13 protein-coding genes are annotated in these 14,932 nt (G+C 71.1%); 9 read left to right on the forward strand and 4 right to left on the reverse strand.

The window, feature by feature from the left end; genetic code table 11:
- Nucleotides 1-258 precede the first annotated feature (258 nt).
- Both ACWC09_RS17770 and ACWC09_RS17775 read left to right on the forward strand, forming a co-directional pair.
- Entirely contained in the window at nt 259-1,644 is a 1,386-nt protein-coding gene (locus ACWC09_RS17770) for a transcriptional regulator (protein WP_450851460.1), read from the forward strand.
- 199 nt (nt 1,645-1,843) lie between these two features.
- Entirely contained in the window at nt 1,844-3,616 is a 1,773-nt protein-coding gene (locus ACWC09_RS17775; protein ID WP_450851461.1) for a hypothetical protein, read from the forward strand.
- Nucleotides 3,617-3,634: 18 nt separating this feature from the next.
- On the opposite strand, the gene ACWC09_RS17780 is transcribed toward ACWC09_RS17775, so the two are convergent.
- Nucleotides 3,635-4,945 (reverse strand): ABC transporter substrate-binding protein, encoded by a 1,311-nt coding sequence (locus ACWC09_RS17780; RefSeq protein WP_450851462.1) that lies wholly within the window; start codon nt 4,943-4,945, stop codon nt 3,635-3,637.
- Between the two features lie 117 nt (nt 4,946-5,062).
- On the opposite strand from ACWC09_RS17780, the gene ACWC09_RS17785 reads away from it, so the two are divergent.
- Both ACWC09_RS17785 and purU read left to right on the forward strand, forming a co-directional pair.
- Nucleotides 5,063-5,563, forward strand: a complete 501-nt coding sequence (locus tag ACWC09_RS17785) for an SCO4402 family protein (protein ID WP_450851507.1) — start codon at nt 5,063-5,065, stop codon at nt 5,561-5,563.
- A 46-nt stretch (nt 5,564-5,609) separates the two neighbouring features.
- The gene (gene purU / locus ACWC09_RS17790; protein WP_450851463.1) at nt 5,610-6,494 is read left to right on the forward strand and encodes a formyltetrahydrofolate deformylase; all 885 of its coding nucleotides are present in this window, start codon (nt 5,610-5,612) and stop codon (nt 6,492-6,494) included.
- Between the two features lie 112 nt (nt 6,495-6,606).
- Here the strand turns inward: purU and ACWC09_RS17795 are convergent, their stop codons facing one another.
- Complete coding sequence (locus tag ACWC09_RS17795) at nt 6,607-8,031, reverse strand: zf-HC2 domain-containing protein (RefSeq protein ID WP_450851464.1); 1,425 nt, start codon at nt 8,029-8,031, stop codon at nt 6,607-6,609.
- Entirely contained in the window at nt 8,028-8,594 is a 567-nt protein-coding gene (locus ACWC09_RS17800) for a sigma-70 family RNA polymerase sigma factor (RefSeq protein WP_450851465.1), read from the reverse strand. The genes ACWC09_RS17795 and ACWC09_RS17800 overlap by 4 nt, the downstream gene beginning before the upstream one ends.
- Before the next feature lie 311 nt (nt 8,595-8,905).
- On the opposite strand from ACWC09_RS17800, the gene ACWC09_RS17805 reads away from it, so the two are divergent.
- Nucleotides 8,906-9,286 (forward strand): STAS domain-containing protein, encoded by a 381-nt coding sequence (locus ACWC09_RS17805; protein ID WP_450851466.1) that lies wholly within the window; start codon nt 8,906-8,908, stop codon nt 9,284-9,286.
- A 157-nt stretch (nt 9,287-9,443) separates the two neighbouring features.
- A complete protein-coding gene (locus tag ACWC09_RS17810) occupies nt 9,444-9,956 on the forward strand; it encodes an EF-hand domain-containing protein (RefSeq protein WP_450851467.1) in 513 nt (170 codons plus the stop codon).
- Here the strand turns inward: ACWC09_RS17810 and ACWC09_RS17815 are convergent.
- A complete protein-coding gene (locus ACWC09_RS17815) occupies nt 9,940-11,472 on the reverse strand; it encodes a class I adenylate-forming enzyme family protein (protein WP_450851468.1) in 1,533 nt (510 codons plus the stop codon). The genes ACWC09_RS17810 and ACWC09_RS17815 overlap by 17 nt on opposite strands.
- 99 nt (nt 11,473-11,571) lie before the next feature.
- On the opposite strand from ACWC09_RS17815, the gene ACWC09_RS17820 reads away from it, so the two are divergent.
- The 3 genes from ACWC09_RS17820 to ACWC09_RS17830 are packed head-to-tail and all read left to right on the forward strand — an operon-like array spanning nt 11,572 to nt 14,765.
- Complete coding sequence (locus ACWC09_RS17820; protein WP_450851469.1) at nt 11,572-12,768, forward strand: amidohydrolase family protein; 1,197 nt, start codon at nt 11,572-11,574, stop codon at nt 12,766-12,768.
- Entirely contained in the window at nt 12,768-13,901 is a 1,134-nt protein-coding gene (locus ACWC09_RS17825) for an acyl-CoA dehydrogenase family protein (RefSeq protein ID WP_450851470.1), read from the forward strand. Before ACWC09_RS17820 ends, ACWC09_RS17825 begins: the two co-directional genes overlap by 1 nt.
- Nucleotides 13,902-13,904: 3 nt before the next feature.
- Entirely contained in the window at nt 13,905-14,765 is an 861-nt protein-coding gene (locus tag ACWC09_RS17830) for an acyl-CoA dehydrogenase family protein (protein ID WP_450851471.1), read from the forward strand.
- The last annotated feature ends 167 nt before the right edge of the window (nt 14,766-14,932 follow it).

The raw sequence follows: 14,932 nt of genomic DNA on the forward strand, positions 1-14,932 counted from the left end.
ATCGATTCCTTGGTTGGGGCGCATGGATGCACGTGTGGGGGCGCGCGGGAGGAATGTCGGCGTGAGCTGGGTAGCCAGGAAGGGGGTCGGCTTGCGCCTTTACCCCGGCAATCCTCGCATGTCCCGCATTTTCGGTATGTCCGCGGGGCATTGATCTTCAAGGCCGGATCCTTTCGCTCCTCATGGTGGGGGATTCGGTCAGGGAAGACACGCCAACTCGGTGCGTGGGCAGGCACCGCAGCCACAGGGGGTACGCCAATGGCCGCAAGGCCTCTCGTCGCGCGGCAGCCGAACGAACGGTTGCAGGCGCTCATCCAGGAGGCGGGGTGCTCGAACGCCGGGCTCGCCCGCCGGGTCAACATGTGCGGCGCCGAGCACGGCCTCGACCTGCGCTACGACAAGACGTCCGTGGCCCGTTGGCTGCGGGGACAGCAGCCGCGGGGCCGGGCGCCCGCGATCATCGCCGAGGCGCTGGGCCGCAAGCTCGGCCGTACGGTCACGATCGACGAGATCGGCATGGCCAACGGCAAGAACCTCGCCTCCGGTGTCGGGCTCCAGTTCTCGCCGACGGTACTGGGAGCCATCGAGCAGGTGTGTGAGCTGTGGCGCAGTGACGTGGGCCGCCGGGACTTCCTGTCCGGCTCGTCCGTCGCCGCGTCCGCGCTGGTCGAGCCGAGCCGCGACTGGCTGATCTCGTCGCCGGACTTGCAGGTGGCGCGCGCGGCGGGGCCCCGGGTCGGACAGTCCGACGTGGAGGCGGTGCGGGCGATGACACAGGCGCTCGTAGACCTTGATCACCAGTACGGCAGTGGGCATGTGCGCCCGGTCGTCGTGCACTACCTCAACAGCGTCGTCTCCGGGCTGCTGGCGGGGTCGTACCGGGAGGCCGTCGGCCGCGATCTGTTCGCCGCGGTGGCCCGACTCACCGAACTCGCCGGGTACATGGCCATCGACACGGGTCAACCGGGCCTGGCCCAGCGGTACTACATCCAGGCGCTGCGACTGGCCCAGGCGGCGGGCGACCGGGGGTACGGCGGATATGTGCTGGCCGCCTCCATGAGCCACCTCGCCGCCCAGCTCGGGAACCCGCGCGAGATCGCGCAGTTGGCCCGGGCGGCGCAGGAGGGGGCGCGTGGGCGCGTGACCCCGCGCGCGGAGGCCATGTTCTACGCGGCGGAGGCGCGCGGGCATGCCCTGATGGGCGATGCGCGGGCGGCCCAGGTCGCGTCCGGGCGGGCGGTGACCGCGCTGGAGTCGGCCGACGCGTCGTCCGGGGACGACCCGGCGTGGATCACGCACTTCGACGAGGCGTATCTGGCCGACGAGTTGGCGCACTGCCACCGGGACCTCGGACAGGCCGAGGCGGCGGCGCGGCGGGCCGAGGAGTCGCTGGCCGGGCTCCCCGAGACCAAGGCGCGCAGGAGGGCCATCGGGTACGTCCTGCTGGCCACCGCACAGGTGCAGCAGCGGGAGATCGAACAGGCCTGCAACACCGGTCTGAAGGCGGTCGAGCTGCTCGAGTCCGTGCGTTCCAACCGGGGTGCCGAGTATCTGGAGGACTTCCAGCAGCGGCTGGAGCCCTACCGGGAGGAGCCGGTGGTCCGGGAGTTCGGGGCGCGGGTGGGGCTGCAGGCGGCCGCCTGAAGCTGCGTGAACGTGCGGGAAACGGCGGGTTGCCGCTCGTGTTCGATCAGGAGGTGGACATTTACGGCGTGGTGTGGACCGCGTCTGTTACTGCTGTCACAGGTAGGGAGGTTGCGGCCTGAGCTGCGTGGCACCCGGCTCGGGGGACCCGGTAGCGTGAGCCGACGATTCACAAGGTCCCCCATTAGTAGGAGTCCCGGTGACGCAGAGTGGACAGGGCGAGGAGCCCTCGCAGCGCCAGGCGCGCGAAGGCATCGTGCTGCCCTCCGACGGCAGCGAACCGCTGCTGCCGGGCATGCTGGCCGGACAGCAGGGCGGTTACCCGGATGGGCCGCAGGGCGGTCAGCCGGGTGGGCCGACGGCCGGACCGTACGGCGGTTCGCCCAGCGATTCCTACGGCGGCCCATACACCGGCCAGCAGCCGCCCGCCCCGCAGGCCCCGCAGGGCCCGGCCTCGGCCCCGCCGGGCGGCCAGGCCTGGGGCACGCCCTGGGGCCCCGACCAGCAGCAGACCCCGGCCCAGACCTGGGACACCCCGCCGACCCAGACCTGGGGGACACCGGCCCCGTACCAGCCGCCGGCCACGGACCAGTGGGGCACGCCTCCGGACGGTGCCGGTCAGCCCGGCGCGGCCCCCTCCCAGCCGCTGCCCCCGGAGAACACGCCGTCCCCGTACGGCGCCGTCGCCCAGCCGATGCCGGGCGCCCCGCTGCCGCCCGCGAACACCTACGACGGCTCCGCGCCGGGCGCCGCGAGTGCCGGTGCGCCGCTGCCGCCCGCCGGTCCCGCCGGGGGGCCCGGCGCTTCTCTGCCTCCGGCCGCCCCTCACACCTACGGCGCTCCCGCCGCCTTCGGCTCCCCCCTGCCCCCCGCCGTCGACGAAGGCGCCACCCAGTACCTACCGCCCGTCGCCGCCGCACCCGGCAGCGAGGGAGCGACGCAGTACCTGCCGCCCGTCCCGGCGGCGCCCGGCAGTGAGGGGGCCACCCAGTACATCCCGCCCGTGGGACCCGGCGCGCTGCCGCCCGAGGTCGGTGGGCACGTCGGTCAGCCCTCCTCCGAGGCGACCCAGTTCCTGGGACGCCCGCCCCAGGGCGGGCCCCAGCCCCCCGCCGCGTATCCCGACTCGCAGGCCACGCAGTACATCGCGCCCGTGACCGATCAGCGGCAGCCGCCCGCCGAGTTCGACAACCTGTTCCGCAGCGGGCCGGGCGGCGAGGGTCCCGCCGGGGCCACTCAGCAGTTGCCGCGGTTCGAGCAGCCGCACGCGCAGCCGCAGCAGTCGTACGGACAGCCCCAGCCCGCGTACTTCCCGCCCGGGCGGGACGACGACGGACAGGGCGGCCGCAAGCGTTCGCGCGTGCCGCTCATCGCCGGGATCGGCATCGGCATCGTCGTGCTCGGCGTCGGGGCCGGTGCGCTGCTCGGCGGTGGCGGCGGGGGAGACAGCAAGGACAAGAACCAGACCGTGTCGGCCACCGCCCCCGCCACCGACGGTTCCTCACCGGCCGCCGATCCGGCGAAGGCGCAGGCCGTCGCCCTGGACAAGCTGCTGGCCGACAGCGGTGACAGCCGGGCGTCGGTGATCAACGCGGTGGGGAACGTGAAGGGCTGCAGGAACCTCGACGGCGCGGCCTCCGACCTGCGCGCCGCCGCCAAGCAGCGGGGTGAGCTGGTCAATCGCCTGGCCGGCCTCAGCGTCGACAAGCTGCCCGACCACGCCGCCCTGACCACCGCTCTCACCAAGGCCTGGCAGGCCTCCGCCGCCGCCGACAACCACTACGCGGCCTGGGCCGACCAGGTCGGCGGCAAGAAGGGCTGCAAGAAGGGCCAGGCCCGCACCACCGGCCAGACCCGGGCGGGCAACACGGCGAGCGGCACCGCCAGCCAGCAGAAGGTCAGGGCGGCCCAGCTGTGGAACGCGATCGCGAAGACGTACGGCCTGACCCAGCGCCAGCCCACCCAGCTCTGAACAGAAGGGCGCGGACGGTCAGTTGACGTCCGCGCCCTGCAGCGTTTTCGTCACGTCCACGAACCCCTTCCGCGCCGCCACCAACTGCCCCTGCCGGACGACCTGGAGGGTCACGTCCGTGTTGACGATGCGGGTGAGGCCGATGGTGGCGAGCGGACCCTGGGAGCCCCAGCGCAGCGTCGGGGTGAGCCCGCCAGTGGTGATCTTCAGGCCGTCGTCGAGGGTGTGCCGTATGGCGTCGGAGGTGACGTCCCCGCTGCCCAGCGACTCGACGACCTTCGTGAACACGGTGTAGGCGATCCAGGTCGTCTGTACGCCGACGTCCGCCGCGTCGATCCGGTTGTCGCCGAAGGCCTGCTCGCTGATCACCTTCTTCATCGGGTCCCAGCGGGCGTCACTGGCCGGCGGGTACCAGCCGGTGACGTACGACCCCTCGTACGGCCCGGACGCCGCCCCCGACTCGTTGATCACGGTCTGGTCGACGCTGTCGAGGGTGGCGGCGGTCTTCACCGCGGGGAAGTCCTCGCGGGCGCGCCGGAAGGAGTCCATGAAGGTGCTGGTGCGGTCGCCGAGCGTCGGGATCACACAGCCCTTCTTCGTCGCGTCGCCGGTCGCGGTGGTGAGGGCCGTCTGCGACGGTCCCGCGTACTCGGTGGTGTCGTCCGCCGCCCGCTGGTCCTTCGCGGCCGCGTGCCGGCCCGCCTTGAGGCCGGCGTCCAGCATGGGGGGCAGTTCGTCGCCGGCGATGGTGTCGGGCCGTACCAGCGCCACGGGACCGCAGCCCGCGGCGAGTTCCCTGCCCAGGCCGGCCAGCAGGGTGGGCTGGCCGCCGTTGACCGGGTAGGACAGCGGGCTGGTGAACTCGGCGGTGGTGACGCCGTAGCCGCCTATGTAGGGGATGCCGGAGCCCTCCAGATCAGGGAGGTACGACTCGCCGTACTGGCTGTAGGAGCCGACGACCGCGACGACGTCGTTCTTGACGGCCTCGCGGGCGCAGGTCGCGGCGGCCACGCTGTCGTTGTGGTCGTTGCAGGTCAGGACCTTGAGCTGACGGCCGTTGATACCGCCGTGGGCGTTGACGTAACGGGCGTAGGCCTGGGCGAAGGCCGGCATGCCGGGCTTGTTGGTGGCGTTCGTGTCCTGCGGCGCCCAGGTCATCACGGTGATCGGGCCTTCCCCGGCACCCCCCGTGGTCCCGGGGATGACCCCACAGCCGGCGGCGAGCGCCGCGCACACGACCAGGCCTCCCGCCGTGCGGACGGCGGCTCTGACGGGCCGGGTGGTGCGTGTGGGGAGGAAGGTGCTGCGGATGCGTCGCCGTCCGGTCATGGGCACACACGCTTCCGTCACATCGCCAACCCATGGGTGACCCTCGGTTATCCATTGGTGACGTCAGGGTGAATTACGGGGGGCGGTGAGGCGCCTGACCGGAAGAACGTACGATTGATCACCGTGCAAGGTTCGGACAGCTCTTCCCGTCGCGGTCGTCGCTCCTCCACCATGGGTGGTATGCCACTGAACGACATGCCGTGGTGGCGCTGGCGCAGCAATGTGCGCTCCGCGCTGCACATGCTCTCCGACCCCGCGTTCCAGCAGAACGTCTGGCTGGCCGGCGTCGACGGGTACGGGGACGTCACCGACGCCGTGTACCGCCTGGTCGAGGACACCTGGCTGGACAACTGGTCCGCCGAGAAGTACGTCGGCACGATCTTCCGGGACTCCCAGGAGGCGGCCCTCGTCGACACGGCCGTGCTGCGGGTGCTGCGGATCATGCACCAGGTCGGCCCGGACGCGCCGGTCTCCACGTACCTCGCGAACGAGGGCTGGCCGGAGGCGGTGCGGGCGGCGCGTGACGCGCACGTCCGGATGGCGATGGCCGACGGCGAGGACCCGGACACCCCGCCGCGCACGCTGGAGATCCTGCGGATCATGACGCGGTCCGCGTAGCGGACACCGGTTCGGGCGGGGCCGCGCTTATGGGACCCTGTCCTGCATGAACGAGCAGTCCGCCCGAGCCGCGGCGAACCCCGCCGACCAGTACGTCCTCACCCTTTCGTGCCCGGACAAGCAGGGCATCGTGCACGCCGTGTCGAGCTACCTCTTCATGACCGGCTGCAACATCGAGGACAGCCAGCAGTTCGGCGACCACGACACGGGTCTGTTCTTCATGCGCGTCCACTTCTCGGCGGAGCCGCCGGTGACGGTGGACAAGCTGCGCGCGAGCTTCGCGGCGATCGGTGACTCCTTCCACATGGAATGGCAGATCAACCGGGCCGACGAGAAGATGCGGATTGTTCTGATGGTCAGCAAGTTCGGGCACTGCCTGAACGACCTGCTGTTCCGTGCCCGTATAGGTGCGTTGCCGGTGGAGATCGCAGCCGTGGTGTCCAACCACACCGACTTCGCCGAGCTGGTGGGGTCGTACGACATCCCCTTCCACCACATTCCGGTGACGAAGGAGACGAAGGCCGACGCGGAGGCGCGGGTTCTCCAGATCGTCCGCGAGAACGACGTCGAGCTGGTGGTGCTGGCCCGCTATATGCAGGTCCTCTCCGACGACTTCTGCAAGCAGTTGAGCGGCCGCATCATCAACATCCACCACTCCTTCCTGCCGAGCTTCAAGGGCGCGAAGCCGTATCACCAGGCGCACGCGCGGGGTGTGAAGCTGATCGGGGCGACGGCGCACTATGTGACCGCCGACCTTGATGAAGGGCCGATCATCGAGCAGGAGGTCGAGCGGGTGGGGCATGACGTCACGCCGGACCAGCTGGTCGCGGTCGGGCGTGATGTGGAGTGCCAGGCGCTGGCTCGGGCGGTGAAGTGGCATGCGGAGCGGAGGATTCTGCTCAACGGCCGGAGGACGGTTGTGTTCGCCTAGCAGCTCGGGGCCTTGAAAAAGGTCGGCTCACTGGTCCGACCTCAAGGGGCGCGGGGAACTGCGCGACCAGCCACGAACCACCCGCAGCCGCCGACGAATCCGCGACCAGCCCCTACATCCGGCTCAACGACGCCGCCGCGAACAGTACGTCCTTGATCGCCTCGCGGTCGCCCACCTGCCCCGCAGCCGCCTCCTCCGGCGGTACATGGCCCGCGGCCAGACGGCAGAACTCCACGCCGTCCAGGGCGACATGGGCGACCTCGTGCTCGGCGGAGCCGACCGCCGCGGGCGAATCCAGCGGGATCAGCCACTCACCCCCGCCCAACCCCTCGATCTCCAGCCGCAGGCTGCGGCCGGGCTCCCCGGCCACCCCGAGATGCCGGCCCCGAGCCGGTGACGCCAGGCCCCGTTGTCGGCGCCCCGCCAGTGCCGTCGGCAGCATTCGGGCGGCGAGGTCGATCATGCGGTGCAGATGCCGCGGTGCGGGCGGCTCGTACGGATAGTCCACCGCCTCCGCGATGTCCTCCGAGTGGACCCAGCACTCGAAGGCCCGGTCCAACATCGCGTCGTGCAGCGGCAGTTCGAAGGAGCCGTAGGAGACCGTCAATCGCCCCGAACCCGAGCCCGCGCCGCCGGTGAAGGACGCCGTGCGGACGAGGTCGTGGGTCTGCTCGCGCCAGGGCGCCCGCACCCCGCGGGTCGGCGGGAAGTACGACGTGCGCCAGTACGCCTCGGTGCGGGACGACGGGTCGGGGCCGTCCGCCGCCGTGTCGCCCAGCGGGTCGTCGAGGCCGAGGGCGACGGCGACCAGCCCGTCGACCGACAGCAGGTGGGCGATGACGCCGGCGACCGTCGTACGGCGGCTCGTCGGCCCCTTGCCCTCGAACCACCGCAGCCGCACGGGCGCGTGCCACTCGGCGTCGCCTATGTCCTGCAGCAGGGCGTCGAGCCGGGCCGTCTCCGCGTCGTACGGCGCCGCCCAGTGCGGCACCGGGATGCGCGGCGGGCGCCGGTCGAGGCAGCCCTCCAGAACGCGGGTGCGCAGGGCCGGGTCCAGGTCGAGGCTCTCCGGCGGATGCAGCAGGCCCACGGCGTCGCGCAGCCGCAATGCCTCGTCGGCGCAGGTGCCGCAGCCGCCCAGGTGTTCCTCCACGGCCGCCGACTCCTCCGGCGAGCAGGCGGCCAGCGCCCACGCCCCGAGGAGCGACTTCAGTACGTGGTGCTCCAGGAGGAGCGGGGCGGACGGGATGATGGCCGGTGCCGACGGTTCTCCCAGATCCTCCAGATCATCCAGGGCCGGCAGTGGACCCTCGCCGTCCTCGACGGAGGCGCGGGGCATGGGTATGCGGGGAGGCCGGCCGGGGGACCGGCCGTCGCCGTCACCGCTGTCACCGCCGTTGCCGTCCGTCGGACCCGGGGCGCCGTGATCGCTCTGCTGCCCCACCGCCTCGCTCTTCTCGTCCTGGCCGTCCTTCTCCTCGTGGTCCTCCGGGCCTTCCCGGCCCCCGTGCTCGTCGTACTCCTCGTATCCGCTCACGCCGCACCCCCGTATCCAGGCGGCGTGCCGGCGTCGTGGGCCGTGGACAGGAGCTGGAGGCCCAGGCGGAGGCGGCGGCGGGCCTCGTCCTCGGTGACGCCGAGGTCGGCGGCGGTCTGGCGGTAGTCGCGGCGCTGGAAGTAGGCCAGCTCCAGGGCGGCGCGCAGCGGGGAGGGCATGGAGGTGACGATGTAGTCGGCGCGGGCGGCGACCGAGGCGCGGCGCACCTTGCTCTCCAGCTCCTCCGTGGAGTCGCCCTGAGCGAGGGCGGCGGTCTCGGTGGCGCGCAGCCGCTGCACGGCGAGGCGGTGGGTCAGCGTGGCCACCCAGGAGCGGAGGGGGCCCTGCTTGGGGTCGTAGGTCTCGGGGTGTTCCCAGACGTGGGCGAAGACGTCGCGCGTGATGCCGTCGGCGGCGCGCTCGTCGCCCAGGACACGGTGGGCCAGGCCGTGCACGAGCGAGGCGAAGCGGTCGTAGAGCTCGCCGAGGGCGGCCGCCTCGCCGCGGGCCAGGCGCTGCTGCATCTTGCGGTCCCAGCGAGGCGGTGCGTCCTTCTTCGCCATGCGGCCCCCCTCACCCCTGTTCCGTGCCTGAGACCAGCGTGCGCCCACCGTCATCTCGAATGTAGTCGGCACCTCTGACAGCGCACGCCCCTTTGTCGCAATGTGCGCTCCCCGAGGAGCCGCGGGTGATAGTGGACCTTCGCCTACCCGGTTCAGATCTGATCGAACAGGATCGAAGGCGACTAAAACAAGCCTCTTCCGACCGTTTTCCGTTTCTGCCGCCGTGTTTCAGGGAACGGCCGCTGGGCAGCCGCGCTGCAAGGAAGCGTAGGGACGACTTCCGGTTGCGGGGGTTCCGGCGAGCGAGGGGCATGGTGGTGGCGTTCAAGGTGATCTGCGTCGATCAGGGCGAGTGGGCCGTGCTCAGGGTGTCGGGCGAACTGGATCTCATGTCGTCGCCGACGCTCAGGCAACGCGTCCACGACGTGGTGGCCGAGGGCCGTCACAGCGTCGTCCTGGACCTCTCCGAGGTCTTCTTCTGCGACTCCAGCGGGGTCGGCGTGCTCATCGCGGCCCGCCGGCTGATCCGCTCCTGCCAGGGCAGCCTGCGGCTGATACTCCCGGCCCGGGGCGCCGTCGACGGCTCCCACGTCAACCGCGTCCTCGGTGCGCTCGGCGTCCGACGGCTGTTCGACGTGTATCCGGGCCTGGAGGAGGCCGTCACCGAGGACGCGGGACCACTGTCGGCCTAGGGGCGCCCGCACAGGGGTGCCCGTCCTTCTGCCACACGGTTGTCCCAAAATTCCCCCGGTCTTGGCACAAGGGTCACTTTCCCGCGCCCGCGGACCCCGCCGCGTCGTACGCTCCGACCAGAGACACCCCGACGTGACGTAAGGCGGCCCGAAGGACATGGTCAGCAGCGAGTACGAGCGCAGGATCGCCGCCCGGTTCGCCACCTTCGACCAGGACGGCAACGGATACATCGACCGCGCGGACTTCAGCACGGCGGCCAAGGCGCTGCTCGCCGAGTTCGCCGTGGCGGCCCGCTCCGACAAGGGGCAGGCGCTGTACGCCGGTGCCGAGGCGTTCTGGCAGGGCATGGCCGGGATCGCGGACCGGGACGGCGACCAGCGCATCACACGCGAGGAGTTCGTCACCGGCGCGGTCAAGCGTCTGCGCGACAACCCCGAGCGGTTCGCCGAGATCGCCCGCCCCTTCCTGCACGCGGCCCTCGACCTCGCCGACACCGATGGCGACCAGGCGGCCTCCGTCGAGGACACCGCGCGCGTGCTGCGCGTCCTGGGAGTCCCGGACGACATCGCCCGGGCGGCAGCCGTCACGCTGGACCCCGATGGCGACGGCAGGGTCGAAGAGGCGGAGATCGTGCCGGCCTTCGCCCGCTACTTCACGGTCCCTGAGTAGCGTTCCCCGAAGCGGCGGTCCCCGAATACCGCTCCCGCAGCCTGTACTTGAGCACCTTCCGCAGCGTCTCATTGCGCGGAAGGGCGTCCACCACCTCCAGCTGCTCCGGCAGCTTGTGCACGGACAGCCCTTCCGTACGCAGGTACGAGACGACGTCCGCGAGCGTCAACTCACTGGCCCCGGAAGCCCGTTCCACGACCGCGCACACCCGCTCCCCGCGCTCCGCGTCCGGCAGCCCGATCACCGCGACGTCGCCGACGGCCGGGTGGGCGGCCAGCAGGTCCTCGATCTCCTTGGCGGAGATGTTCTCCCCCTTGCGGATGATCACGTCCTTGAGCCGCCCGGTGAGCACGAGATGTCCGCTGTCCTTCACGAACCCCAGGTCCCCGGTGCGCAGGAACCCCTCCTCGTCGAAGGCCTCGGCGGTCTGCGCCGGGTCCAGGTACCCCTGGCACACGGCTTCCCCGCGCAACCGCACCTCCCCGCCCACGATCCTTATCTCCATACCCTCCGGCGGCCGCCCCTCGGTCGTCGCGAGGTTCTCCACGGTGTCGTCCGGCGACCCCATGGTGATCATCGGCACCTCGGTCATCCCGTACCCGTGCGTCAGCTGCACCTCCATCTCCCGTACGACGGAGTGGTACACCTCCGGCGGCTTCGGCGCCCCGCCGCCCGCGAGCAGCCGTAGCGACGGAATGACCTTCACGCCCGGCTCCTTGCGCTGCTCGGCCAGGAACATCGAGTAGAACGCCGTCGACCCGCCCGCCACCGTCACCCCGTGCCTGCGGTAGCCCTCCAGTGCGTCCGGCAGCGCGAACTGCTCGAACATCACCGCCGGGAAGCCGTACAACAGCAGCATCACCGTGTAGTCCGGTCCCGCGATGTGCGCGTACGGGAACGCCATCGACCCCACGTCCTCGGCCGACAGACGCAGCGCGTGCGCGAGACACGAACCACCCGCGATCAGCGAACGGTCCGTATGCAGTACGCCCTTGGGGTCGGAGGTGGTTCCCGAGGTCCAGTAGATCCACCGGACGGAGGTGCCCTCGGTGGGCGGAGGGGGCAGCACGGCCGGATCTCCCTCGGGCAGACGGTCGTACGCCTCGAAGATCCCCTTGGCGCCCAGCCGTCGCGCCATCTCCGTGTGGTCGAAGCCGCGCCAGGTCCCCGGGACCGCGAAGAACTCCGCTTTCGACTCCCGCAGCGCGAAGCCGACTTCGCGGTCCCGGTAGAACGGGATGACCGGAGTCTGTACGGCGCCCAGGCGGGCCAGCGCGAAGGAGAGCACGGCCGTCTCGATGCGGGTGGGCAGCTGCCAGGCGACCACGGTCCCGGGGCGTACGCCCATGTCGTACAGGCCGGCCGCGACGCGCTCGGCCCGCGTGCGCAGGCCGCCGAAGCTCAGGGAGCGGTCGTCCTGGAGGAGAACGGGGCGGTCGGGGGTGAGGTCGGCGCGGCGGGCGACCAGGTCCCACAGGGTGCGGGCGGAGCTCAGGGAGTGCGGGGTCTCGGTCACGGGTGCCCCCTGCTTGGCTGACGACTCGTCAGGTGACATGCTATCTGACGATCCATCAGATCGCGCCTGTCAGGAGAACGCCGCCCGGCGGAGGGGACCATGGACACCGAACTGCCCCGCATCATCAGCGTCGACGACCACGTGATCGAGCCCGCGCACCTCTTCGACACCTGGCTGCCCGAGAAGTACCGCGACCGCGGTCCCCAGGCCCTCACCGCCGGGATCGGCGAACTCGCCTACGTCGGCGGCAAGTACCAGATCACGATGGACCCGGAGGGCCCGCCGACCGACTGGTGGATCTACGAGGACCTGAAGTTCCCGTACAAGCGCAACATCGCCGCCGTCGGCTTCGACCGCGACGAGATGACCCTGGAGGGCATCACCAGGGAGCAGATGCGGCGCGGGTGCTGGGACCCGAAGGCGCGCCTGGAGGACATGGACCTCAACCACGTCGAGGCGTCCCTCTGCTTCCCGTCCTTCCCCCGCTTCTGCGGCCAGACCTTCGCCGAGGCGCACGACAAGGAGGTCGCCCACGCGTGCGTGCGCGCCTACAACGACTGGATGGTCGAGGAGTGGTGCGGCGACAGCGGCGGACGGCTCATCCCGCTGTGCCTGATCCCGCTGTGGGACGTGGAGTTGGCGGTCGCGGAGATCAGGCGCAACGCCGCGCGCGGGGTGAGGGCGGTGACCTTCTCGGAGATCCCCACCTACCTCGGGCTGCCGTCCATCCACTCCGGCTACTGGGACCCGTTCTTCGCCGTCTGCCAGGAGACCGGCACGGTCGTCAACATGCATATCGGCTCGTCGTCCCAGATGCCCGCCGCCTCCCCGGACGCCCCGCCGGCCGTCCAGGCCTCCCTCAGCTTCAACAACGCCATGGCCTCGATGATGGACTTCCTCTTCAGTGGGGTCCTGGTGAAGTTCCCGAACCTCAAACTCGCCTACTCCGAAGGGCAGATGGGCTGGATCCCGTACGCCCTGGAACGCGCCGACGACGTCTGGGAGGAGCACCGCGCGTGGGGCGGTGTGCGCGACCTGGTCCCGGAACCGCCGTCCACGTACTACTACCGGCAGATGTTCTGCTGCTTCTTCCGCGACAAGCACGGGGTCGCCTCGCTGGACGTGGTCGGCCGCGACAACGCCACCTTCGAGACCGACTATCCGCACGTCGACTCGACCTTCCCGCACACCAAGGAGGTCGCCCTCGACCATGTGAAGGGCCTCGACGACGAGACGGTCTACAAGCTGATGCGGGGCAACGCGATCCGCATGCTCGATCTGGACCTGGACCGCTAGTGGACCTGTCCTGCACGCCCGAGGAGGAGGAGTTCCGGGCGGGGTTGAAACAGTGGCTCGGCAAGGTGCTGCCGACGCTCCCGCCGAAGCCGTCCCCGGACGACTGGCCCGGGCGCAGGGCGTACGACCTCGGGTGGCAGCGGATGCTGTACGACGCCGGGTACGCCGACGTCCACTGGGACGCCTCCCCGACGATCCGGCTGATCTTCCTGGAGGAGACCGAGAAGGCCGGCGCGCCCTATGTGGGCGCAGGTTTCGTCGGACTGCTGCACGCCGGGCCGACCGTCGCCGCCGAGGGCACCCCCGAGCAGCGGGCGCGCTGGCTGCCGCCGATCCTGCGCGGCGAGGAGGTGTGGTGTCAGGGCTTCAGCGAACCGGACGCCGGCTCCGACCTCGCGGCGCTGCGCACGCGCGCGCGTAGGGACGGCGACGCCTATGTGGTGACCGGCTCCAAGATCTGGACCTCGCATGCGGAGGTCGCCGACTGGTGCGAGTTGTTGGTGCGGACGGATCCGGACGCGCCCAGGCATCGCGGCATCACATGGCTCGCGATGCCCATGGACGCCCCGGGGATCACCGTACGACCGCTCAAGACCCTTGCCGGATCGCACGAGTTCGCCGAGGTGTTCCTCGACGACGTGCGGGTGCCGGTCGCCAACCGGGTCGGGGACGAGAACGACGGCTGGCGCGTGACGATGGTGACGCTGTCCTTCGAGCGCGGGACGGCGTTCGTGGGCGAGGTGGTCGCGTGTCGGCGTGTGCTGGGCGAGCTCGCGGCGGAGGCACGGAGGAACGGGCGCTGGGACGATCCGGTGCTCAGGCGGCGGCTGGGGCGGTTGAACGCCGAGTTCCGGGCGCTGTGGCGGCTCACTCAGTGGAACGTGAGCGAGGCGGAGGGGAGCGGGGGCGTTCCGGGGGTGGGGGGTTCGGTCTTCAAACTGAGGTATTCGCATGCGCGGCAGGAGCTGTACGACGCGGCGGCGGAGGTTCTGGGGGCGGGCTCGCTGGACTTGGGGGAGCCCTGGGTGCTCGATCGGTTGTCGTCGCTGTCGTACACCATCGCGGCCGGTACCTCCCAGATTCAGCGGAACATCGTGGCCGAGCGGATTCTTGGGTTGCCGAAGGGGAGGTGAGTAGTGCGCTTTCAACTGACGGTGGAGCAGGAGGCGTTGCGAGCCGCTGTGCGGGATGTGGTCGGTCGGTGGTCGGCCGGCGTTGAGGCGCCCGGCGATTCCCCGCCACGTCTCGACAGGGGGCTGTGGCGGGCCCTCGGTGAGCTCGGGTTCTTTTCTCTGCGGTTGCCCGAGGTGGAGGGAGGGGCCGGACTCGGGCTGCCCGAAGCCGTTTTGGTGTTTGAGGAGGCTGGGCGGTCACTGGTGCCTGGGCCCTTGGTGGCCTCGCATCTCGCGGCTGGGGAGGTGCCCGGTGCGGCCACGGGGGAGGTCGTCGTGGCCGCTGCCGATGGGAGGCTCGTGGAGTGGATGGACGAAGCGGATGTCGTGCTGCCGGGTGCGGAGGGGGCCGTACCGCTGCGGTCCGTGGACCCGCTGACCCCGCTGCACCGCGTTCCCGCCCCGGCCCGCCCCGACCCCGTCGCCGTCCTCCTCACCGCCGCCGAGCAGCTCGGGACCGCCACGCGCGCGGGTGAGCTGGCCGTGCAACACGCCCGGACGCGTGAGCAGTTCGGGCAGCCGATCGGGGCCTTCCAGGCGGTCAAGCATCTGTGTGCGCAGATGCTGGTGCGGGCGGAAGTGGCCCGTGCCGCGGTGTACGCGGCCGCCGTCACGGGCGACCTGGTCGACATCGCCGCGGCCCGGCTGCTCGCCGACGAGGCCGCCGTGCGCGGGGCTCGCGACTGCCTCCAGGTGCACGGTGGCATGGGCTTCACCTGGGAGTCCGAGGTGCATCTGCTGCTGAAGCGGGCATGGGTGCGGGCGCAGCGTGGCGGGGGCGACACGGAGAGTGAGGAGTTGCTCGCGGCGGATCTGGTGGCGTGAGCCCGGTCGGCCTGGGCTTTCCCGGAAGGCGCTCTCACGGATGTCGCGGATTGTGGCATGCCGGAATCACGGAGCGTTGATATCGGGTTGTGTCCTATGCGTGACCCGTCACGGCCCGGAGTCGGTCGCCCGCTCCGGTACCTTCTGTGGGATGCGAGTGGCTGCGA

The organism is Streptomyces sp. NPDC001617 (assembly GCF_053596855.1).